Genomic DNA, 22,800 nt, shown 5'->3' on the forward strand with positions numbered 1-22,800 from the left:
GTTACAGATCGCTCTTGCCGCCGGCAGCCGGCGCGTCCGTCACCGGTGCCGTCGCCTCGCTGACCGGGTTCAGCATGTCTTGCGGAATACTCACCCAGCCCAGCGAACTGGACAGCTGCAAACACATGGCCAGCGTCAGCATGGCCACCGGTGCAAACAGCATCACGCCCAGCAGCACGCGTATCCGCCTTACCCCCGACACCACCGCCAGACTGTTGACCAGCAAGGCAATGGTCAGCAGCGACAGCGCCAGATCAGCCCCCAGCGCGGCATCATCCGGCAGCCAGCTGGTGAGCGGTTCGAAAAACTGCAGGCTGTTGCACAGCACGATCAATCCGAACAGCGGGGCCGTAGGCTGCCATTTGGCCAGCCGCAGCCAGATGGTCATGAACTGGGTGAACAGCAGCGTTTCCAGCCAGGTAAACAGCAGCATGAAACCCATGCGCCCGGCAATATTATTGCCCAGCTCGCCGGTGCCACCGCTGGCCACCAGCCCCAGCACGGTCAGCAGCAATGCCGGCAGCCAGCGTGGATACTGGTATTGCTCCAGCGGGCCGACACGGAAGCGCAGCAGGCTGATGAAATCATCAATCAGACGATGCATGATGCCGGCTCAGTCGAAAACGACGGTTTTGTTGGAGTAGGACAGGATGCGGTCGTCCACATGCCAGCGCACGGCGCGTGACAACACCACTTTTTCCAGATCGCGGCCTTTCTGGATCAGGTCTTCCACATCGTCGCGATGCGAAATGCGCGTGACTTCCTGCTCGATGATCGGACCTTCGTCCAGATCCTCGGTGACATAGTGACTGGTGGCACCAATCAGCTTCACGCCACGGGCAAAGGCGCGGTGATAAGGCTTGGCACCATCGAATGCCGGCAAAAAGCTGTGGTGGATATTGATGACACGGTCCGGATAGCGTTTGACGAATTCGCCGGACAGCACCTGCATATAACGCGCCAGCACGATGAAATCGACACCGGCCTCTTCCAGCAGGCGGAATTGCTCGGCCTCGGCCTCGGCCTTGTTGTCGCGCGTCACCGGAACGACATGGAAGGGAATGCCGTTGAATTCCACCAGGCGGCGGCAGTCTTCATGATTGGCAATCACCAGCGGGATATCGCAGTTCAGCTCGCCAATGCGCCAGCGGTGCAGCAGATCCACCAGGCAGTGCTCGTACTTGGACACAAAAATGGCCATGCGCGGCTTGCGGCTGGACAGCGACACCTTCCAGGTCATGTTGTGCTCGGCGGCAATCGGCTGAAACGCTGCAGCAAAAGCCTCCATCGGCAGCGTGAAGCCATCCAGCTCCCACTGGATGCGCATCAGGAACAGGTTTTCGCTCGCATCCTGATGCTGGTCGGCATGCATGATGTTGGCGTTATAGGTCATCAGGAAATTGGCCAGGGCCGCTACCAGGCCCTTCTTGTCCGGTGCGCTGATCAGCAGCGTGGCCGATTGTCGGGTATTGCTCATTGTCCAGTCTCTTTTCTTTACATAATCAACGGCGGCCAACTGGCCGCCACTTGCCAATACGGCTTGTGCGCGCCACCCGCAAAATGACAAACGCCACACGCCGCAGGAAAACTACCCCTGCCGCCTGTGGCGCTGCTTGCCGGTAATCGGGATCAGGCGTTCAGATTGGCCGAATCCAGCGTATTCTGCAACAGCGTTGCCACGGTCATCGGACCCACGCCACCCGGCACCGGGGTGATGAAGCTGGCGCGTTCGGCTGCAGCAGCAAATTCCACATCGCCTACCAGCTTACCGGTGTCCAGACGATTGATGCCCACATCGATCACCACCGCACCCGGCTTGATCCATTCACCCTTGATAAAGCCGGGCATGCCCACGGCAGCCACCACGATGTCCGCCTCGCCCACTTCGCGCGCCAGATCCTGGGTGGCACTGTGGCACACCGTCACCGTCGCGCGAGCCAGCAGCATTTCCAGCGCCTGCGGGCGGCCTACGATATTGGATGCGCCGACAATCACCGCCTTCTTGCCCTTGGGGTCGATGCCATATTCTTCCAGCAGCGTCATCACGCCACGCGGCGTGCAGGGACGCAGCAGCGGCATCTTGATGGCCAGACGGCCCATATTATAGGGATGGAAGCCGTCGACATCCTTTTTCGGATCGATACGCTCGATCACCGCTTGCGGGTCGATCTGCTTGGGCAGCGGCAGCTGCACCAAGATGCCGTCTACCGTGGCATCGGCATTCAGGGTATCGATAATGTCCAGCAGCGCCTGCTGGCTGGTTTCAGCCGGCAGATCATAAGCCACCGAACGGATGCCGGCCTTTTCGCAGGAGCGCTTCTTGCTGCCTACATAAACGCTGGAAGCAGGATCGCTGCCCACCAGAATCACCGCCAGGGCCGGTGCCCGCTTGCCTGCTGCCACACGGGCCTGCACTCCTTCGCCAACCTTGGCGATGAGTTGTTCTGCTACTGCCTTACCATCAATGAGTTGCGCTGCCATGCCTGATTCCGTATGGAACTTGAAAAGAGGCGGCAATTTTCTCATTTTTTGGGTTTTTACGAAACCACAAAAATACATTAGGAATAATTTCACGTAAAGCAAAATTCACAAAATAAGCATCTATATATCATGTAGTTACTAGCCAGCCCGTGACAGCCGGCTAGCGCACCCGGCCAAGGCCAGCCAGCCGCCCTGCAAAAAAAATTGCAACACGGTGTTGACAGCTTTCAGTCCAATCCGTATATTTGCGTTCTCTGTCGTCGGGGCGTAGCGCAGCCTGGTAGCGCACCTGATTTGGGATCAGGGGGTCGCGAGTTCGAATCCCGCCGCCCCGACCAGACAAAGCCCGATATGTGAGTGCCCGTAGCTCAACCGGATAGAGCACCGGCCTTCTAAGCCGGGGGTTACAGGTTCGATTCCTGTCGGGCGCACCAGTAGCCGAAGTTGCTGTAGAATGTTGTACCCTGTGGTGGATGTAGCTCAGTTGGTAGAGTCCAGGATTGTGATTCCTGTTGTCGTGGGTTCGAGCCCCATCATCCACCCCACCCTATTCAGACAGTCAGCCTTGCGCTGATGTGTCGCACCGCTTCAGCGGTGGATGTAGCTCAGTTGGTAGAGTCCAGGATTGTGATTCCTGTTGTCGTGGGTTCGAGCCCCATCATCCACCCCAGTCTGAAAAGAAAAACCCGGCCTCGGCCGGGTTTTTCTTTTGTCTTTGGCAAATTCTTTCACATTTGCGACAAAAACCACCGCAATGTCCTCTTGTCTGGCAGTACAAGCCCCGTATAATCGAATACATTTGCATTTATCCGATTGACTGACAGACCCTAAAAACCATGACTACCCTGCAGCCGATCAAGCGCCAGACGCTGACCAGTGCCGTAACCGAATCGCTTCGCCAGCGCCTTCTCTCGGGAGAATTCGTCGACGGCCAGCAATTGCGCCAGGAAGCGCTATCCAATGAATACGGCGTCAGCCGGGTGCCGGTGCGTGAAGCACTGCGCCAGCTGGAGGCCGAAGGGCTAATCCAGATCATCGACCACAAGGGTGCCATCGTCTCCAAGCTATCGCTGGATGATGTGCTGGAACTGCTGGAAATCCGCGCCATGCTGGAAAGCTCGGTGCTGAAGGCTTCCATTCCCTGTCAGACCTCGGCCGACATCACGCTGGCCGAACAGACCCTGCACGAATTCGAAGTGGCGCTGCAAAAAAACGATGTCCGCCACTGGGGCGAACTCAACTCGCGCTTTCACCTGGCGCTGTATCGTGCGGCCAAACGGCCCAACACCCTGGCCCTGATCGAACAGCTGCACAACAAGACCGATCGCTACACCCGCATGCAAATCCTGTTTACCCGCACCATGGAACGCGCCCACGAGGAGCACACCCGGCTGCTGGAATTGTGCAAGCAGGGCGCTGCCGAAGAGGCCGCCGAATTTATCCGCTTCCACATCCTGTCCGCAGGACATGCGCTGGAGCATTATCTGCAAGGCCAGCAAGGCCATTGAGCCGACTGCGCCGCACTCAATAGACGACCAGCCACGCTGGTCGTCTTACTTTGGGCCATCCGCGCCGGGATAAGCCTGATACTGCGCGCGCCAGCGCTCGGCTTCGGCACGCAGACAGGCCGCCAGCTGCAAGGTGGCCGGCCCGGCTGCCGGTGGATCGGCCAACACCAGATACAAACCAGCCTTGCGCAAGGCACCATGCGCCAGCGGCAAGGGCTTGAGCCGGCCCGCTGCCACGCTATCGGCAATGCGGTGCCAGGCCAGCCAGCCAAAGGCAAAGCCCTGCTCCACTGCTGCAATGGCCGTTTCCGGCTGCGATACCGTCCAGCGCTGCCAGGCCCCGAGCCAGCCCTCGTCACGCGGTTGGCGCTGGCCGGAATCGCGCAACACCACTTGCACCTGCTGTTGCAGATCGTCCATCTCCAGTGGCCGGCCAAGCGCATGCAGCGGATGATGTGGCGCGGCACAGGCAACAAATTCGGCGTCCAGCAGCCAGTCGCCCAGAAATCCCTGCGGCACCCGCCCCGCCACGGCCAGCTCGACCTGCCTGCCATGCAGGGCATCATCGGCACCGGACATCACCACCTCATGCATTTGCAAGCGGGTATTGGCGCAATGCGCGGCAAACTGCCCCAGCGCCGGTAACAGTGCCGGCGTGGGAAACAGGCTGTCCACCGCCAGCCGTACTTCGGCTTCCCACCCCTGCTGCAAGGAGCGCGCCTTGTCCTCCAGCCGCAGGGCAGCCGCCAGCACATTTTGCGCATCGCGCAGCAGCACCTCGCCAGCTGGCGTCAACTGCATGCGCCGCCCCTGCGGGCTGAGCAGCTCCACGCCCAGTTGCTCCTGCAGCCGTGCCACCATATAGCTGACCGAAGACTGGCTGCGGTGCAGCTGCGCGGCCGCCTGGGCGAAGCCGCCTTCACTGACAATGCTCTGCAATACCTGCCACTGCTCCCAGGTGGTTTTTGCCTGCTTCATTGATTTGATTTTCCGATATATTTATGCTGATTTTTGCGCTTTTTTATCATAATTTTCGCTGCAATAATACCAGACATCAAGCAGGGCCTGACATCCTGTCCGCCCACGAGCAAGGAGAATCGCAATGAGCAAGCAAGCCATCAGCCGTGAAGTGGAACGCCTGGTAAACGGCATGGAAGTGTCAGACGGTGCCGGTGTACGCCTGCTGCGGGTGCTGACCCACGATCTGCAACGCCGGCTGGACCCCTTCCTGATGCTGGACGAATTCCGCTCGGACAATCCGGACGACTATATCGCCGGCTTCCCGGACCACCCGCATCGTGGCTTTGAAACCGTCACCTATATGCTGGATGGCCGCATGCGCCACCGCGACAGCACCGGCCAGGAAGGTCTGCTGGGGCCGGGCGGGGTGCAGTGGATGACCGCCGGTCGCGGCCTGGTGCACTCGGAAATCCCCGAGCAGCAAGACGGCCTGATGCACGGTTTCCAACTGTGGGTGAACCTGCCGGCAAAAAACAAGATGATAGACCCCTGGTATCGCGACATCCCCAGCGCCGAGATTCCGGAGCGCGACACCGCTGCCGGCAGCCATCTGCGGCTGATTGCCGGTGAAGTAGATGGCCAGGCTGCCGCCATCCAGCGCCTGGATACCGAACCGCTGTACCTGGACGTGCATCTGGCAGGTGGGCAAAGTGAATTTTTCGCCATCCCGGCCGGACACAATGCCTTCCTCTATGTGTATCAGGGCGAAGTGCAGGCTGGCAGTCATGAACAAGTGGTCGGCCAGCGCCAGATGGCGATTCTGGCCAATGACGGCGCAGCCAGCGGCATCCGGGTTAACAGCACACAGCCCTCCCGCTTCCTGCTACTGGCTGGCAAACCGCTGAACGAGCCGATTGCCCAGTGGGGGCCATTCGTGATGAATACCCGCGCAGAACTGGAAGCCGCTGCCGACGACTTCCGCAACGGTCGCTTTTAACGCGGCATAACAGGGCCAGCCCACCGGCTGGCCCGCTTTTTGATGAAGAACGGAGGGTAGACAGATGACTACATGGAGCGCGCGCATCAGCGCCAAAACCAGTGATATCGGCTTTCCGGTACGCCGCCTGCTACCCAGCGGGCAGGCCCGCCACATCGGCCCCTTCATTTTTCTGGATCACATGGGGCCAGCCCACTTCAACCTGAGCGAGCGCAGCAATGACGTGCGGCCGCACCCACATATTGGCCTGGCCACCCTCACCTATCTGTTCAGCGGAGCCATGCAGCACCGTGACAGCCTGGGCAGCATGCAGCGCATCGAGCCGGGCGCAGCCAACCTGATGGTGGCTGGCCGTGGCATCGTGCATTCAGAGCGCATTCCGGACGACATCCGCAGCAGCGGCCAGGCGGTGGAAGGCCTGCAATTATGGCTGGCGTTGCCACTGGATCTGGAAGAGTGCGAACCGGCCTTCATGCACTATGCCAGCACAGAACTGCCAGCATGGCAGCAGGATGGCAGCCAGGTGCAGCTGGTATTGGGCCAGGCCTGGGGATACCGCTCGCCGGTCGCCTTTCCTGGTGAAGCGCTGTATGCCGTGATCGAGATGGCTGCCGGTGCCGAGCTGGCCATTCCCGAAGGCTTTGCCGAGCGCGGTATTTATCTTGCCAGTGGCAGCATCAGCCTGGGCGGCGAGTCGCTAGCCGCCGGCGAACTGGGACTGCTGGCAGCAGAGTCGCGCGAAGTCAGCATCCGCGCCGAACAAGCCAGCCGGCTGGCCTTGCTGGCCGGTCCCACACCGGATGCCCACCGCATTCTAGACTGGAACTTTGTCTCCAGCCGCATGGAGCGCATCCGCCAGGCAAGGGACGACTGGCAGCAGGGCCGCTTTGCCGCCGTTCCCGGAGAAACCGAGTTCATCCCCTTGCCGCCACGGCGCTGATGCCGTCATCCGGCCAGCTAAAGCCTGGCCACTGTGGTTGGGACACCGCAGTGCACAGCACTGACCGGCAACTCCAAACCGCTATTAGTTGAATAATCTTGATATATGGAAGATATTTCCTCAGCACATTTAAGTATTTTCCATAACGCCCAACCATAGTGTCAGCAGACGCCATTACCGGCGTCCACCGGCTGCCAGCAGGATTATCCGACGGAGAAGACGATGTTCAACCGCAAGTTGCATGCACAGCTGGAAGCTCAGGCCACAATCAATCAGGAGCTGCAGGGCTTGCTGGATGCCGTCAGCGCCTCCACCGCCATCATCCGTTTCGATCTGGACTGCAAGGTGGTGCATGCCAACGAAAATTTTGCCCGCACCATGGGTTATGCCAGTGCGGCAGAACTGCTTGGCCTGAATCACCGCAGCTTCTGCGATGTCGCCTACGCCAACTCCCGCGACTACAGCAGCTTCTGGGAAAGCCTGCAGCGCGGCCAGCCCTTCACCGGCCAGATCAAGCGCCTGAAGAAGGATGGCACGCCGGTCTGGCTGGAAGCCAGTTACAACCCGGTGCGCGATGGCGCCGGCAAGCTGATCGGCTTCATCAAGTTCGCCTGCGACGTGACCGACAAGGTGTTGGCCGCGCAGAAAAACCAGGCGGCACTCAATGCCATCGACCGCTCGATGGCCGTCATCGAATTCCAGCCCGACGGCACCATTATCAGCGCCAACGCCAATTTCCTCAGCACCATGGGCTATGGCAAGGAAGAGCTGATCGGGCGCAATCACCGTCAGCTGTGCGCAAGCGAACTGGTGCAAAGCGAAAGCTACCAGCGCCTGTGGAACAATCTGCGTGGCGGACAGTTCTTTGCCGGCCGCATCGTCCGTATCACCCGCGATGGCAGCGAACGCTGGCTGGAAGCCACTTACAATCCGGTGTTCGACGCCGAAGGCAAGGTCATCTCCATCATCAAGTTCGCCACCGATGTCACCGAGGCAGTGAAACGGCAGCAGCAAGAGCAAGATAGCGCCGTGTTCGCCTTCAATACTTCACAGCAGACCCGCCACTGGGCTGACGAGGGTGTCAGCAGCGTGCAGCAGGCGGTGCACCAAATCGAGGACATGGCGGTGGATATCGGCAAGGCGGGCGACAATGTGCAGCTGCTGGGGACCAACTCCGAGCGCATCGGCAGCATTGTGCAGACCATCAAGGACATCGCGGATCAGACCAATCTGCTGGCACTGAACGCCGCCATCGAAGCCGCACGCGCCGGTGAAATGGGACGCGGCTTTGCCGTGGTGGCCGATGAAGTGCGCAAGCTGGCGGAGCGCACCAGCGCCTCCACCGCGGAAATCTCGCACATGGTGTCATCCATCCAGACCAGCACCGGCGCAGCAGTGGACAGCATGAGCGTGATTGGCGTCAAGGCACGCTCCAGCGTCGGCAATGTCGGCAAGGTGGGTGAAATCATCACCCAGATCCGTAGCGGTGCCGATTCGGTGGTAACCGCCATCCAGCAAATCGCCAGCGAACGCGGCGTCAACACCTGAGCAAGCAGCGCCACGTTTAAGCGCCTGCTCACGCTCTAGCCAACGCAATATCGCAGAGCGTAAGCAGGTGCTAACGTCGCGGCTTGTCCGCCGGGTAGGCATACACCACCCGGCCACGCTCCACCTTGCCGATCACCGGCACGCTCAGCTCCAGTGCCTCGTGATCCGTCTGGCTGAAAGGCTGCTTGTAAGTGGTGATCACCCCGGACACCGGCTGTTTAAGGTTTTCCAGCGCCCGTACGATGGCCACGCCATCCAGCGAACCGGCCTGGCGGATGGCTTCGGCCAGCAGTTTCATGCCGTCATAACCTTGCGCGGCCGAAGGCGGCGACGGAATGCGCCGGGTGTGAAACAGCCACTGGTAGCCATCGAGAAAATCGCGGCGGCGCGGGGTGTCGTCCTCGTCCGGAATATAGCTTTGCACCATGCGCGCGCCCTCGCCATTGGGGCCGGCGTTGTCGATGAAGTTGGACATCGATAGCGTCCAGCTGCCGATGATGGGCACTTTCCAGTCCATGCGCGCCATGGTATTGGCCAGTTCGGCCAGTTCCGGGCCGATGGCATAAGTCAGAATGGCCTGGCTGCCGGCATTGCGTGCCTGTAGCAGTGCATTGGCCATGTCCCGCTCCTGCAGATTGAAGCGCGCCACATAGCTGGGCTTGAGGCCGTTCTGCCCCAGTGCGCGCTCCAGCTCCATCAGCCCCTGGTAACCGTAGTTGGTGTTGTCGGCAAAAATGGCCAGCTTGCGATAGCCGGAACGCTGTACTGCCTCGCGTACGATCAGCGGTGCCTGCAAGTCATCGGCGGCAGCCACCCGGAAAATGAAATTATCGCTATTGCCATGCAAGGGAAACTGGCGGGTCAGAATGGCCGCCGTCGCCACCGCCAGCATCACCGGCACCCGCGCATCCTGATAATTCTTGCTGGCCGCCAGTGCCACCCCGGTATTGACGAAGCCCACCACGGCCACCACCCGGTCCTGAGTCAGCAGTTGCTGCGCCACCTTCAGGCCGCGCGCCGGCAGGCCAGCATCGTCGCGCTCCACCAGTTCGATCGGCCGGCCCAGCAGCCCGCCGCTGCGGTTGATTTCCGCTGCCGCCAGCCGGATGCCATTACGCATGCTCAGGCCCATCGGCGCAGAGCCTCCGGTAAAGGCCCCGGGCACGCCAATGCGGATGGGCTGCACCGCAGCCACTGCCAGGCTGCACGCCAGGCACAATAAAGCCCCACCCACTAAGCTGATCCCGCGCATGCTGCCCGTCTTCCCGCCTGATTGAAACCAGCCGCGAGATTACCCCCGGCACGGGCATGGACTCAAGTGCCATGCGCATTGACTTGCCGGCAGGCCACAACCGGGGGCCAACCCTTACTGCCAGCTGCCGCTGCTTGTCGTAAACTGGAGCAAATCATTCCGGCTCGCCTGCGACCCGGTCCTTCGCCACCCACCCGCTCCCGCCCTCTATGCGCACACCCCGCTTTTACGAGTTTCGCAAACGCAGCGGCTGGTACCAGCTGTTTCCCAACACCACCATCGTGCTGTTCTTCCTCACCATGGGGGTGATGCTGTGGACGCTGGACGCCCGCGAGGCAGAACAGCAAAAAAGCAATCTGGCCCGTGATGCTCTGTGGGCCGAACAAACCCTGCAACTGAAGCTGGAAGACAATCTGGCCCAGCTGACCGACCTGGCTCGCAGCCTGGGCAGCGGCGAAACCGACGAAGCCGGCTTCCAGACCCAGGCCTCGCAATTACTGGCCAACACGCCCGAGATGCTGGCGGTGGCGCGCAGCGACAGCCATGGCCTGCTGCGCTGGACCGCACCCTATGAAGAAGGGCCGCTCTCGCCCGGCGGCAGCATCCAGTCGCGCCCGGCCTTCACCCAGGCACAGCAGAATGGCCGCTTTTCCTATAGCCCGCCGTTTCAGCACGGCAAGGGCAGCTGGCGCTATGAGCTGCACATCCCGCTGTATCAGGCAGGCCAGTTCAATGGCACGCTGGTGGCCATTTTCGATGCCGACAATGTCATTCGCCGCCTGCCACCGGCCTGGTTCAGCGAAAAATACCAGTTGGAACTGCAAACCCGCGACGGCAACACCATCGCCCGCAACGCACAGAACCGCCTGCGCAGCGGCCCGGCGGAAAAACTGGAACTGCCCGGCACCGGCCTGAGCATCAGCGCCCGCCCGGTGCGCGGTGCCATGACCCAGGCCCGCCTGCTGCAACTGGGGCTGATCGGCGGCATGGCCCTGCTGACCCTGCTCAGCCTGCTCAGCCTCAACCGCCATATTCGCGGCCGAGTTGAGGCCGAGCGCGAACGCGACCGCGTCTACAAGCTGTCGCAGGAAATGCTGGGCGTGGTGCGGCGCGACACCACCATCCTGCAGCTCAACCCCGCCTTCGAGCAGGGGCTGGGCTATAGCGCCGACGAATTGCTGGGCACCTCCTTCCTCAACTACCTGCTGCCCGAGGAAAGGGAAGGCACCCGCGACAGCTTCGAGCGCCTGTTCGACACCGGCGGCACCGACCGCTTCGTGCAGACACGCATCCTCACCAAGCAAGGCGAAGTGCGCTGGATTGTCTGGGCACTCAGCCCGCTGGCCGACAGCGGCGTAGCCTATGTGTCCGGCCGCGACATCACCGCCGAAAAGCAGGCCGAACAGGCACTGCGTCAGGAATCGGCCTTCCGCAAGGCCATGGAAGACTCGCTGGTGGTGGGCATCCGCGCCATCGACCTGCAAGGCCGCATCAGCTACGTCAACCCTTCCTTCTGCGCCCTCACCGGCTATAGCGAGCAAGAACTGATCGGCCAGGGGGCGCCCTACCCCTACTGGCGGCAAGGCCCGCTCAGCGAGGGCAATCGGCGCGATCTGGATGACACCCTGGCCGGCAATGCTCCGCCCGAAGGTTTCCAGTCCATCTTGCAGCGCAAGAACGGCGAAGAATTCGACGCCCACATCCTGGCTTCGCCCCTGATCGACGCCCGTGGCCGGCACACCGGCTGGATGGCCGTGCTGACCGACATCACCGAGCGGCTGGAAGCCCAGCGCCGGCTGGAAGCCTCGCACGACCGCTTTGTCACCGTCATCGAAGGGCTGGATGCCGCGGTGGCGGTGGTCGACCCGGCCACGCTGGAGCTGCTGTTCTGCAATCAGCGCTACCAGCAATGGTTTACCCCGGACCAGCCGGCCAACAGCCAGCTGGGCTATTGCGACCTGCGCCTGGTCGAGCTGATGCGCAGCGCCCGCGATGTCGACATGGAAGTATGGATGGACCCGCCAGCCCGCTGGATCTCCATGCGCCGGCGCAGCATACGCTGGGTGAACGGCCGCATCGTGTCCATGACCATTCTCACCGACACCACCCAGCAGCACGATGCCGAAGAGCGCTACCAGCAGCAGATGCAGCAGCTGCAATCCACCTCGCGCCTGGTCACCATGGGCGAAATGGCCTCCACCCTGGCACACGAGCTGAACCAGCCACTATCGGCCATTGCCAACTACCAGGCTGGCTGCATCGAACGCATCCGCCAGGGCAAGGCCACGCCGGAAACGCTGCTGCCCGTCATGGAAAAGATTACCGCCCAGGCCGAGCGCGCCGGCACCGTGGTGCGGCGCATTCGCGAATTCGTCAAACAGAGCGAGCCAGACCGCAAAACCTGCCTGCTCACCGACATCATCGAAGCTTCGCTGGCCATTGCCGACATCGAAGCGCGCCGCCAGGCCGCCACCATCGACGTGAAACTGGCCCCGGCACTGCCTGCCCTGTATGTCGATCCCATCCTGGTGGAGCAAGTACTGCTCAACCTGATCAAGAACGGCATCGAAGCCATGCAGGACTGCCCGGCCAGCGAGCGGGTACTGCATGTCGAAGCCCGCCAGCTCAACCCGCGCCGTATCGAAATCGCCATCAGCGACCACGGCCACGGCGTGCCGCTAGACCTGAAAGAACGCCTGTTCGATGCCTTCTTCACCACCAAGGCCGAAGGCATGGGCATGGGCCTGAACATCTGCCGCACCATCATCGAATTCCACGAAGGCCAATTGTGGGTGGAAGACAATCCCAGTGGTGGTAGTATTTTCCGATTCACGCTACCGGTGTCCGAAACATGAGTGCCAGCTCTCCTCACGTTCACATCGTCGACGACGACGAAGCCTTTCGCGATTCGCTGGTTTTCCTGCTGGAAAGCCACGACTACGCCATCTCCTGCCATGCCAGTGCCGAAGCCCTGCTGGAAAACTTCCAACCACAGGGTGCCGGCTGCCTGATTGTCGATATCCGCATGCCCGGCATGAGCGGGCTGGAACTGTTCGACGAACTCAGCGCCCGCCACAACCCCTGGCCGGTCATCTTCATCACCGGCCACGGCGATGTACCCATGGCGGTGCAGGCCGTCAAACGCGGCGCGCACGACTTCCTGGAAAAACCGTTCAACCAGCAAGCCCTGCTCACGGCCGTCGACAGCGCACTATCGCTCAGCCAGCAGCAGCAAGCCAGCAGCGCCGCCCGCGACCGCCTGGCCGAATGCCTGGCCTCGCTCACCAGCCGCGAACGCGAAGTACTGGACAAGGTAGTGGAAGGCAAGATGAACAAGGTGATTGCCGACGAGCTGGGCATCAGCATCAAGACAGTGGAAGCCCACCGCGGCAAGATGATGGACAAAATGAAAGTGCGCTCCATCGCCGACCTGGTACAGGCCGTGATGGCGCATCGCTGAACGCTGCCATCGGCCATCCCATCGGCCATCTCAGTAGCCTGGCCGCACACGGCAGGCCGCCGCGACCAGGTGCAATCCGACACTGTCCGCAACCGCAGCTTAGCGATGGATCAGGACTATCCCTAATAGAAACAGATAGTTCTGATCAGTATGATGTGTGTTCACCCTGCTGCTGGTCGTTTTCTTGACCCCGACCAACAGCAATTCGCGCACGGCGATGACATGGGGTGAAAGTTAACCCTCCGTCGGAGCCTGGCTCTGACATTGCAGACCCCGACCAGCCCCGCTGGCGGGGTGTTTTTTGCCCATGCTCAGGACGCCAGCCAAGCTAATTCAATTACTATTTTTTAATTAAATTTTCTCCAATATAAAGAGCGGTACTGATACTTCCAGATACGATTTTTATCCGCTTCGTAGTACCACGCATAGGCCATGCCATCGTTAGTTTCTTTCCAGGTTAGGCCTCTGTCGGTACTGACCAGGGTGATGGAGTCAGAAGTGGTTTGCTCGGCATTTAAACTTTCCCCGGCAAGTACCAATTGATCTTGTGGCCCAACAAATAGCGCACCAGGGACAACGTGTTCGTCAAACTGATGGCGGAAGTTTTCCTTTCCATCTTTCCATCGAATATAAGCCGCAGGACGCTGTTGGGTTTCAGCGATTTTTTCAGATTTTAATTGTCCCAATAGCGTAATCAGATTCAAGCTGCCATCGTGTGATGTCTTGATATCTATTACTGATTGTTGTTGAAGAACGATCTCTGGCTGCATCCACTTACGAGCCAATTCATCTAGTGATGTAGATAAGGGAATACGATACAATAATGTACTTTCAGCCACATCACCGATACCAGCAGCCAGTTTTGCCTTGCGTACATAAAATGCCACCCGTAATGTCCCATCATCAGCCAGATCGAAAGCGCTAAAAGTGGCTCGACTGTCTTTAATCATAGGTAACAAACCATTTCCACTCGGATGGCCGGTAAGCTGCTGATTCGCCCATGAAGGCAGAGTAATTTCCTGCCAACTCTGCCCCCCATCAAAGGTACGCCATATGCGCATGCCATCGGCAACCAAGTAACCGCGCTTGCCGTCTGGCATGAACAAGGGCTGGCCTGGTTGAACATGTTCTGGCCATTGCAACTGCTGCCAGCTCTGCCCACCATCTATTGATTTCCATAGTGTATGCCAGCGCTGCCCATAACCATCAGGGCCATTGGGTAGCTTGTAATTTGTCCAGTCAGTACTCACATAAATAGTTTTCCAATCAGGTGAAAGCCACCAGGTACCATTTTGACCGGGCTTTTCAAATATGCGATGAACTCCTTTATCCATATCGCCCCGTAACAAGCGGACAGAAGCCCTATTCCCTATTTCATCGACATGATTCATCCACTCTTCTGTAAACTCTGCCACTTCAGGATTTTTTAATTCAGCAGTGGGCTTTAATTTAAATTCTGGCCCAATAGGCTTGAAGACAACAACTTGCCTGTCGCGAATGCGAATATCACCACCACCATAAGGCTTGTCATGCTCCATCAGATCAGTTTCGTATGTCCACATGCTTAACATCCTATAAACCCCATAAGCTCCCACCACCAGCAAGACAAGGCCAATAATTATGATCACCAACCATTTAAGCACAATACGAAAAAATACAAATAGCATCATCAACAATCCATTGACAAGAATTTAAATAAACCAACTTATTCGCTATAATTTATAAATATATAAAACATCATTATTATAAACTTTATATTTATCTACTACAGAAAACTTAACCGATCCCATTCTTTCCGCACTGATTCCATGCCGGCACTTTCACGCCTTGAATGGCGTCGGTGTCCACCTGCGCCAGCGGGATGAAGCTACCGGGTTCGAACAGGTAATGCACTGCGTCGTCTTGGGTTGCAAACGCCAGCACGTCGCCATCCCAGCCGTGCAGGGTTGTCTTGCCCTGACTGAGCTTGGCGATGCGGCGGCCCAGCGGGTCATAGTAGTATTCGGTGCTGTCGCCACCCGGCGCTGTCAGCCGGCTCAGGCGGTTATAACCGTCCCACTCCAGCTGGGTGAGACTGCCGTTGACGCGCTTTTCGATGAGATTGCCACGGCTGTCGTAGCGGTAGTGACGGCCAGCGTAGTGGCTCAGCAGATTGCCCAGCAGGCTGTTTTCCTGATGGCCATCGGCTGTCGGGGTGTTGTCCAGCAGGTTGCCGGCCGGATCGAAGCGGAAGCTTTCCACACCTTTGGGGGTGGCGGCCTCCAGCAGGCGGCCTACCGGATCGTAACGGTAGTTGATCTGGCCGCTGCGATTGTCGGCAATGCCGGTGAGCTGGCCGGCGGCATCGTACTGGTACTGGCAGCTCCACTGGGCGGTACCACTTACCCAGTATGCGTTGGATTTCGCGGTTCCGCTTGCTGCGCTCTAGGCTGGTTTTGTTTCACTAAACGTGTCAGGGATCGACCAAATTGAAGGTCGAATCACCATTTGTAAACTTCATACTCAACCCCATCGTACATGCCATTTTCTTTAGTTGGTAGTGCGGCACAACAAGTGACAATTATACCTGATGATGCATCCGGATTACTGAAGGCGAAGAATGGCAGCGCACACTCAACCACTTCATACAGTTCATTGTTGAATGTACTTTTAATATTATTCACAATGGGCAGATCAGACACCAAACAAGTTGTCCCATCATCAGATTTGTGCTTCTGATAGTTCGAAAAAGACACTATCGAACCTTCTTGAAAATATTTTTCTTTTTTTATTTCATCCAATATTTCTAGCTTAACTAAATTCCACTTAGTAAAAAAAACGGCTTAATCACCTTTTTATTAACAAGGATGCGACTTAACCAGTCAGCCCCCTCTCTCACATTTAATTTTTCTACACTCTCCAATGCATCACCAATGCCACCACCCACTGATAATGCAAATTTTTTTATATTTATTTTCCAGAAATTTTTAATTTTTAACTCTTCGATTTTATTCATAACCTATCCTTTATGCTGCACAACTGGGCCACCTGCCTCATACTTCCACAAACCATTCTGTCTAGATATAACTTCACCATTATCATCAAGTTTTGCTGGAGCCGCATGCCAGTGTGGACATTCATGATCTTTATCCGCAGGATGATGAGAGACTACGATCGTAGTCGTACGCCCACCATTCGATGGCACTTTTACTTCATATAAATATTGCTCCCAGTTTAAAACATTTCTGGAGGCTTTCGGCTGAGAGGCAACAGGGACACCTGTTTGCCTCATAGCTTTTCGCCGCGCTGCTTTTGCAGAGCCAAGGTTGCCACATGGATTATCATCGCATTGTTTACATGCCGCCGATTTCGTTGCACTACTTTTCTTTGTTAGACCAAACGGATCCATCCGCTCAACAGGATTCGGCGCATAGTTATGAATATTAATCCCACCCAGCAACCCAATCGGATCTCGCGAGATAAACCGCCCTATCTCCGGATCATAGTAGCGATAGCGGTTGTAGTGCAGCCCTGATTCGTCGTCATGATACTGCCCCTGGAAGCGGAAGGGGTTGTGGATGCCGGCGGAGGCCGCCGCCTCGGCAATCACTTCCCGTGCTTCGCCCCAGGCCTTGTAATCCATCTCCAGCGCCAGCTGGCCTTGCGCATCGGTAAGGGCCTGCGGGGTGCCGAGGTGGTCGGCGTGGTAGTAGTACACCGCGCGCGGGGCGGATGGTTCCGGGCCTGCCTGCAGCAGCGGGTCGCGGTCTGGGTCGTAGGGGTCGTAGGGGTCGTAGGGGTCGTAGGGGTCGTAGGGGTTGTACTGGTTCCATGCCGGCACTTTCACGCCCTGGATGGCGTCGGTGTGCACCTGGGCCAGCGGGATGAAGCTGCCGGGTTAGAACAGGTAATGCACGGCGGCGGCGTCGTGGGTTTCAAATGCCAGTACGTCACCATCCCAGCCGTACAGGGTTGTCTTGCCCTGACTGAGCTTGGCGATGCGGCGGCCCAGCGGGTCATAGCGGTATTCGGTGCTGTCGCCACCCGGTGCTGTCAGCCGCCTCAGGCGGTTGTAACCGTCCCATTCCAGCTGGGTGAGGCTGCCGTTGACGCGCTTTTCGATGAGGTTGCCGCGGCTGTCGTAGCGATAGTGACGGCCAGCGTAGTGGCTCAGCAGATTGCCCAGCAGGCTGTGGTCCTGATGACCGTCTGCCGTCGGTGTGTTGTCCAGCAGGTTGCCCGCCGGGTCGAAGCGGAAGCTTTCCACGCCTTTGGGGGTGGCGGCTTGCAGCAGGCGGCCTACCGGGTCGTAACGGTAGTTGATCTGGCCACTGCGATTGTCGGCAATGCCGGTGAGCTGGCCGGCGGCATCGTACTGGTACTGGCGGCTCCACTGGGTGGCACCACTCAGGCGCTGGCTGCTGAGGCGGCCGGCTTTGTCGTAGGCCAAGCTTTGCTGCAAGCTATTGCCCAATATGCGCTGGGTTTCACGGTGCAGCTTGTCGCGCTCCAGATTCAGGATGTCGTGCTGGCCGAACAGCAGGCCATGCACATGGCCGCTGCCGTAATTGAGCACGTCCACCCTATGCCCGTCCGGCCGCTGGGTGGCGATGCGATTGCCCAGCTTGTTGTATTTGTACTGCTTGCAGTATCTTTCGTTGACTTCAGCTACAAAAAAATGTGGTCTACTTTTATTTTCTCTTCTCCTTATTCCTTGGTATTTTTTATCTCTAATTCATCTGTGTAGGTGGTACATTCTTGAAAAATTATATTTGATACCTCGAGTTTTAAACTAAATGAGTTGCTTTTCTGCCTTATCGTTATGCATTTTTCATTTTCTTCTACTATTAGAATGTCATAGTGCAAGTTGCGCCATTCTTTTATCTCTATGCTCTCTCCTGATTTGGCAAATAACTTGATTACAATTGTGTTGTAATCTTTCCCCCACACTCCCCATTTGGCAACTTCTATTTCAGGTTTTTGTCTTGTATGTAGGCTGAAATAAACTCGCCCCCCTATGTCGAGATTGATTTGCCCGATATGTATTGGTTGAAACAGGCCTGTTGGAAATAGTTGCAGCAAAAATTGATTGCGCGCGATTTTGTCTAATAAATTCATTGCTACCTCGGAAAATTGTAATGGCCATGAGTTTTGGGGAAGCTGCCAGTTCTTGGGTTGCTAATTGGTCTTACATTAAAGTGAGGCTCTGCTCCATGGCAGGGGGTTGCCTTTTCATGTCCCATGCTATGTTCTTGGATTATCACTGGTTTGCCATCGATGTTGGTGTAGTGATAATTTCTTGTGGTCACTGGTTCATAATTGGGGCCAAGCACAGTATTTCCACTTCCATCCTCAAGATCTTCTCTCATGATTTTTGGCTGTTGATTCATTGGAATTCTAGCATCCCTTTTCGCCTGCCTTAGTGCTTCCCGACGACTTTTTGCATTAAACCATGTTTTTTTATTCGGGCACTCTGAGAGACCTAAAGGATCAATCCATGTTATTGGATTCAGTGTATAGCTATGGATATTAATATCACCCAGCAACCCAATCGGATCTCGCGAGATAAACCGCCCTATCTCCGGATCATAGTAGCGATAGCGGTTGTAGTGCAGCCCTGATTCGTCGTCATGATACTGCCCCTGGAAGCGGAAGGGGTTGTGGATGCCGGCGGAGGCCGCCGCCTCGGCAATCACTTCCCGTGCTTCGCCCCAGGCCTTGTAATCCATCTCCAGCGCCAGCTGGCCTTGCGCATCGGTAAGGGCTTGCGGGGTGCCGAGGTGGTCGGCGTGGTAGTAGTACACCGCGTGCGGGGCGGATGGCTCCGGGCCTGCCTGCAGCAGCGGGTCGCGGTCTGGGTCGTAGGGGTTGTACTGGTTCCATGCCGGCACTTTCACGCCCTGGATGGCGTCGGTGTGCACCTGCGCCAAAGGGATGAAGCTGCCGGGTTCGAACAGGTAATGCACTGCGGCGGCGTCTTGGGTTTCAAACGCCAGCACATCGCCATCCCAGCCGTACAGGGTTGTCTTGCCCTGACTGAGCTTGGCGATGCGGCGGCCCAGCGGGTCATAGCGGTATTCGGTGCTGTCGCCACCCGGCGCTGTCAGCCGGCTCAGGCGGTTGTAGCCGTCCCATTCCAGCTGGGTGAGGCTGCCGTTGACGCGCTTTTCGATGAGGTTGCCGCGGCTGTCGTAGCGGTAGTGACGGCCGGCGTAGTGGCTCAGCAGATTGCCCAGCAGGCTGTTGTCCTGATCGCCATCGACCATCGGTGTGTTGTCCAGCAGGTTGCCAGCCGGGTCGAAGCGGAAGCTTTCCACGCCTTTGGGGGTGGCGGCTTGCAGCAGGCGGCCTACCGGGTCGTAACGGTAGTTGATCTGGCCGCTGCGATTATCGGTAATACCGGTGAGTTGGCCGGCGGCATCGTACTGGTACTGGCGGCTCCACTGGGTGGCACCACTCAGGCGCTGGCTGCTGAGGCGGCCGGCTTTGTCGTAGGTCAGGCTTTGCTGCAAGCTATTGCCCAATATGCGCTGGGTTTCACGGTGCAGCTTGTCGCGCTCCAGATTCAGGATGTCGTGCTGGCCGAACAGCAGGCCATGCACATGGCCGCTGCCGTAATTGAGCACGTCCACCCTATGCCCGTCCGGCCGCTGGGTGGCGATGCGATTGCCCAGTTCGTCATACTCGTGCCGCCAGCGGAAGGTTTGGCGCAAACCGGCAAGCTGGTAGCCGTGGTGTTCTTCGCTGATATTGCCGACCGGGTCGTAAATCCAGCGCAGGCTGGCATAGCGGTTCTTGGCTTTGAACAGGCGGCCGGCAGGGTCGTAGCCGAAGTTTTCCTTGCTGCCCGGTGCACTGCGTTCGATCAGGCGACCTGCACGGTCGTAGCGGTAGTGGGTGGCGACATCGCCTTCTTGCTGTTCCACCAGTCGGCCGGCGGCGTCGTAACGGTAACGGGTAGCGGCACCGTCAAAGCCGGTTTCCGCAATCACCCGTCCGCCATCATCGTATTCAAACAGATAGTGACGGTGGTTTTCGTTGCGCAGGGAAATCAGCCGGCCCAGTTTGTCGTAGCGGTAGGCCAGCGCGTGGCCGTTGGCATCGGTACGGCTTTGCAGCCGCCCGGCCTTGTCGTAGTCGTAGTGCGTGCTGCGGCCCAGCGGGTCGGTGATCTTGAGCAGGCGGGATTCTGCATCGTGCTCCAACTGGGTGGCCTGGCCATCCGGCAACACGACAGCACGCAGGCCACCATTGTCGTCGTACTGGTAGCGGGTGGCGCTGCCCATGGCATCGATGATGAGGACCGAGCGGCCACGCTCATCGTATTGCCATTGGGTAACGCTGCCGGAACAGTCGGTATAGCTTTCCAGCAGGCCATCCGGGCGGTAGCTAATCTTTTTGGCGCCGCCTTTGGCGTCGGTCACGGCAACCGGCAGGCCCTGTTCGTTGTAGGCGTACTCGGTTTTGTGACCTAGCGGGTCGGTTTCTTCAATCAGCTGCCCCTTGTCGTCGTAGGCACGTAGCCATTTCTCGCCCAATGGGTCGGTGATTTCAATCAGGTTGTCCTGCTCGTCGTAGGCAAATGCCACTTCGCTGCCATCAGCGCGCTCATGCAGAACGAGATTGCCTTTGGCGTCGTAGCTGTAGTTGTCCTGGCTGGCATCCGGATGAATGTGAATAATCAGGCGTTTATTGGCGTCATAGTTCAACCACTCTTCGCTTCTGTCCGGAAAGATGGTGCGGTAGTGGTAGCCCTTTTCGTCAAAGTAATACTCGGTGGTGCGACCATAAGCGTCGGTGACATAGGTGAGATCGATGCGCTCATCCCACGCCAGACGGATATCCAGGCTGCCATCATCCGCGTATTCGTGAATGGCGCGTGCGCCGGCATGGTGGCCATCCCACTCCAATGTGGTGCCGCGGTCGGTGCGGTCGGTGTAGCGGGTGATCAGGTGGTGCTGATACTGGTAGCTCCAGCTTTGCCCATTCTCATCTGTCGCGGACAGCAAGTCGCCGGCATCCCTGCTTAAGGGCTGCTGCTCTGTGTAGTGATACTCGGCCAATTTGCGTAATGGCCGGAGGGTTTCTGGGTCTTGCTGATTGATCTGGACAATGCGGCCATGCGCATCGTAGGACAAGGCAACGAGATAGCCGGCACTGCTGACCAGCTGACTGATGCGGCCATCACGGAAATTTACCGCCAGCGTGTTACCCGCACGGTCCTTGAGCAGCGCCAACAGATAACGAGACCCCTGCTTCTCGTACAACTGGACCAATTCATGCCCAAAACTCAATGAAATCAGTTTGTCGTCCAGGCGAGTAAGCGTGTGCCCTTCCAGTTCGTCTTTCAGCGACTCCCCCAGTGGCAACAGGGGGTAGTCCAGCTTGCGTCCGGCATCATCGTAGTAAACCAGGGCTTCGCCGTTTTCCTCGAAGCGAGAGGAAAACGGTGCCATCCAGCGCGCACCCAGCGGACCGTCAACATCGTTGGCATCAAAGTCAGAACGGTAAACCCGCTGCCAGACGATAGGCATCACACCCGGCAAGGTAAAATCTGTATGGATGAGGGTTTCCACCCCGTTCAGGTAGTCAATCGATCTTGGCGACGCTGGCTTGCCTGCAGGACAACCGCATTTGGGGCCAAGCCCGCCGCCCTTGAACAGGCTGACCACCTCTTTATGGATCTGCTTCACCTGCTTGGCGACTTTACCCATACCGCTTTTGACCGCGCCGCCTTTTTTATCCATATAGGCTTTGAAAGCGGCTTTCAGCTTGACTAGCAACGGCTTGAGTTTATCCGCTAGGACCTGCATCAATTTTTTCGGCAGCTCCGCCGCCCACACCGCCAGCACAGAGGCCATCTCTCGTAAGGTGGCCCGTAGCGCGGGTGATTTGGCAGTCATGTCATCAACCGCCTCTGCAGCAGTGACCACCATGCCGGCAGCAACTTGTTTCTTCTTCTCCCCGACGGCCTTGTTGATGGCGTCCATATGCGCGCCGATGGTGGCCCAGAAACCACCATTGGTTTTTTCCAGGTTGTAGGCCACCGGTTTGACGGGAATGTTCTTGGCCGCAAATTTCCCCAGCGTGCCGCTACCAGCACTGCGCAACAACTCCGCCAGATCAAGCAGATACTTGCTGCCGTCCTTGATGCATTGATTCAGGCAGCCATCTATCTTGCTCTCGACATAGTCCACCCACTGCTCTGGCCTGCCGCGAAAATCGCCGGGCAGCATATTGATCAACTGACCAACCAGCTGCGGTGCGATGACGTACTCGGCAACATCCTTACCTGCCCGGCGCATGGCATTGGCACACACTTTCAATGTCGGGCGAGTGCTCACCTTGAACAGGCTACCCGCAGCGGGGACCACGCCAATCAGGTCCACCCCAAGAAACATCCAGTCAAAAATATCGACTTCCAGCTTTTTACGGTTCTTCTCGCTCATGTCCATGATGTCGACTACCACATCGCCCACGGAAATGAGGTTGCCGACAACCGGAATCGCGCCGCCAATAGTGGAGAGGGTCTCTACGCTCAAATAGCCGTCGCTGATGTCCTGCAGCCATTTGTCAAAGGATTGTCCAGTTTGGGCCAGAGCCTTCGAGGCATTGGCCGGGGTACCGTCAAGTACAGCAACAGGAGTGGTCATGAAGGTTCAACTTTGAGGATCT

Annotated in this window: 18 protein-coding genes, 4 tRNA genes and 1 pseudogene; 10 read left to right on the forward strand and 13 right to left on the reverse strand. The window is 58.1% G+C overall.

Annotation, left to right across the window (positions count from 1 at the left end; translation table 11 throughout):
* Position 1: 1 nt before the first annotated feature.
* From FAZ30_RS19210 to folD, 3 genes are all read right to left on the reverse strand, one after another.
* Positions 2-604: a hypothetical protein gene (locus tag FAZ30_RS19210; protein ID WP_199731000.1), complete on the reverse strand. Its 603-nt coding sequence runs from the start codon at positions 602-604 to the stop codon at positions 2-4.
* 9 nt (positions 605-613) lie between these two features.
* The gene (gene purU / locus FAZ30_RS19215) at positions 614-1,477 is read right to left on the reverse strand and encodes a formyltetrahydrofolate deformylase (protein WP_124643601.1); all 864 of its coding nucleotides are present in this window, start codon (positions 1,475-1,477) and stop codon (positions 614-616) included.
* A 152-nt stretch (positions 1,478-1,629) separates the two neighbouring features.
* Positions 1,630-2,481, reverse strand: coding sequence for a bifunctional methylenetetrahydrofolate dehydrogenase/methenyltetrahydrofolate cyclohydrolase FolD (gene folD, locus FAZ30_RS19220; protein WP_124643600.1), 852 nt, complete (start codon positions 2,479-2,481; stop codon positions 1,630-1,632).
* 261 nt (positions 2,482-2,742) lie between these two features.
* Between folD and FAZ30_RS19225 the strand changes: the two genes are divergently transcribed.
* The 5 genes from FAZ30_RS19225 to FAZ30_RS19245 all read left to right on the forward strand — a co-directional run bounded on the left by FAZ30_RS19225 (position 2,743) and on the right by FAZ30_RS19245 (position 3,989).
* A tRNA-Pro gene (locus FAZ30_RS19225) sits at positions 2,743-2,819 on the forward strand.
* Positions 2,820-2,838: 19 nt separating this feature from the next.
* Positions 2,839-2,915 (forward strand) — tRNA-Arg (locus FAZ30_RS19230).
* A 35-nt stretch (positions 2,916-2,950) separates the two neighbouring features.
* Positions 2,951-3,026 (forward strand) — tRNA-His (locus FAZ30_RS19235).
* Between the two features lie 49 nt (positions 3,027-3,075).
* Positions 3,076-3,151: transfer RNA gene (locus FAZ30_RS19240), tRNA-His, on the forward strand.
* A 166-nt stretch (positions 3,152-3,317) separates the two neighbouring features.
* Entirely contained in the window at positions 3,318-3,989 is a 672-nt protein-coding gene (locus FAZ30_RS19245; RefSeq protein WP_124643599.1) for a GntR family transcriptional regulator, read from the forward strand.
* A 45-nt stretch (positions 3,990-4,034) separates the two neighbouring features.
* Here FAZ30_RS19245 and FAZ30_RS19250 read toward each other — a convergent pair whose 3' ends face one another.
* Positions 4,035-4,967, reverse strand: coding sequence for a LysR family transcriptional regulator (locus FAZ30_RS19250; protein WP_124643598.1), 933 nt, complete (start codon positions 4,965-4,967; stop codon positions 4,035-4,037).
* Between the two features lie 124 nt (positions 4,968-5,091).
* Between FAZ30_RS19250 and FAZ30_RS19255 the strand changes: the two genes are divergently transcribed.
* From FAZ30_RS19255 to FAZ30_RS19265, 3 genes are all read left to right on the forward strand, one after another.
* Positions 5,092-5,946: a pirin family protein gene (locus FAZ30_RS19255; protein WP_137010051.1), complete on the forward strand. Its 855-nt coding sequence runs from the start codon at positions 5,092-5,094 to the stop codon at positions 5,944-5,946.
* A 64-nt stretch (positions 5,947-6,010) separates the two neighbouring features.
* Complete coding sequence (locus tag FAZ30_RS19260) at positions 6,011-6,886, forward strand: pirin family protein (RefSeq protein ID WP_137010052.1); 876 nt, start codon at positions 6,011-6,013, stop codon at positions 6,884-6,886.
* Positions 6,887-7,108: 222 nt separating this feature from the next.
* Positions 7,109-8,434 carry a methyl-accepting chemotaxis protein gene (locus tag FAZ30_RS19265; protein ID WP_124643595.1) on the forward strand — a complete coding sequence of 442 codons (1,326 nt, stop codon included), beginning with the start codon at positions 7,109-7,111 and terminating at the stop codon, positions 8,432-8,434.
* A gap of 70 nt (positions 8,435-8,504) precedes the next feature.
* Here FAZ30_RS19265 and FAZ30_RS19270 read toward each other — a convergent pair whose 3' ends face one another.
* Positions 8,505-9,686 carry an ABC transporter substrate-binding protein gene (locus FAZ30_RS19270; RefSeq protein WP_137010053.1) on the reverse strand — a complete coding sequence of 394 codons (1,182 nt, stop codon included), beginning with the start codon at positions 9,684-9,686 and terminating at the stop codon, positions 8,505-8,507.
* 209 nt (positions 9,687-9,895) lie between these two features.
* On the opposite strand from FAZ30_RS19270, the gene FAZ30_RS19275 reads away from it, so the two are divergent.
* Positions 9,896-12,541 carry a PAS domain S-box protein gene (locus FAZ30_RS19275; protein ID WP_124643593.1) on the forward strand — a complete coding sequence of 882 codons (2,646 nt, stop codon included), beginning with the start codon at positions 9,896-9,898 and terminating at the stop codon, positions 12,539-12,541.
* The gene (locus FAZ30_RS19280; RefSeq protein ID WP_124643592.1) at positions 12,538-13,146 is read left to right on the forward strand and encodes a response regulator transcription factor; all 609 of its coding nucleotides are present in this window, start codon (positions 12,538-12,540) and stop codon (positions 13,144-13,146) included. Before FAZ30_RS19275 ends, FAZ30_RS19280 begins: the two co-directional genes overlap by 4 nt.
* Positions 13,147-13,493: 347 nt before the next feature.
* On the opposite strand, the gene FAZ30_RS19285 is transcribed toward FAZ30_RS19280, so the two are convergent.
* The 8 genes and pseudogenes from FAZ30_RS19285 to FAZ30_RS19320 all read right to left on the reverse strand — a co-directional run bounded on the left by FAZ30_RS19285 (position 13,494) and on the right by FAZ30_RS19320 (position 22,778).
* Entirely contained in the window at positions 13,494-14,816 is a 1,323-nt protein-coding gene (locus FAZ30_RS19285; protein ID WP_124643591.1) for a WD40/YVTN/BNR-like repeat-containing protein, read from the reverse strand.
* 106 nt (positions 14,817-14,922) lie between these two features.
* Positions 14,923-15,522: pseudogene (locus FAZ30_RS19290) on the reverse strand (hypothetical protein); the annotation flags it as partial.
* A 104-nt stretch (positions 15,523-15,626) separates the two neighbouring features.
* A complete protein-coding gene (locus tag FAZ30_RS19295; protein ID WP_137010054.1) occupies positions 15,627-15,926 on the reverse strand; it encodes a hypothetical protein in 300 nt (99 codons plus the stop codon).
* Positions 15,927-15,940: 14 nt separating this feature from the next.
* Complete coding sequence (locus FAZ30_RS19300; RefSeq protein ID WP_137010055.1) at positions 15,941-16,141, reverse strand: hypothetical protein; 201 nt, start codon at positions 16,139-16,141, stop codon at positions 15,941-15,943.
* A 3-nt stretch (positions 16,142-16,144) separates the two neighbouring features.
* Positions 16,145-16,996 (reverse strand): RHS repeat domain-containing protein, encoded by an 852-nt coding sequence (locus FAZ30_RS19305; RefSeq protein ID WP_205676624.1) that lies wholly within the window; start codon positions 16,994-16,996, stop codon positions 16,145-16,147.
* 27 nt (positions 16,997-17,023) lie between these two features.
* Positions 17,024-17,707: an RHS repeat protein gene (locus tag FAZ30_RS19310; RefSeq protein ID WP_137010057.1), complete on the reverse strand. Its 684-nt coding sequence runs from the start codon at positions 17,705-17,707 to the stop codon at positions 17,024-17,026.
* Positions 17,708-17,832: 125 nt separating this feature from the next.
* Positions 17,833-18,243, reverse strand: a complete 411-nt coding sequence (locus FAZ30_RS19315; RefSeq protein ID WP_124643589.1) for a hypothetical protein — start codon at positions 18,241-18,243, stop codon at positions 17,833-17,835.
* Between the two features lie 2 nt (positions 18,244-18,245).
* Positions 18,246-22,778, reverse strand: a complete 4,533-nt coding sequence (locus FAZ30_RS19320; RefSeq protein ID WP_124643588.1) for an RHS repeat-associated core domain-containing protein — start codon at positions 22,776-22,778, stop codon at positions 18,246-18,248.
* Positions 22,779-22,800: the final 22 nt, after the last annotated feature.

The sequence above is a fragment of the Aquitalea aquatilis genome (assembly GCF_005155025.1).
Taxonomy (GTDB): domain Bacteria; phylum Pseudomonadota; class Gammaproteobacteria; order Burkholderiales; family Chromobacteriaceae; genus Aquitalea; species Aquitalea aquatilis.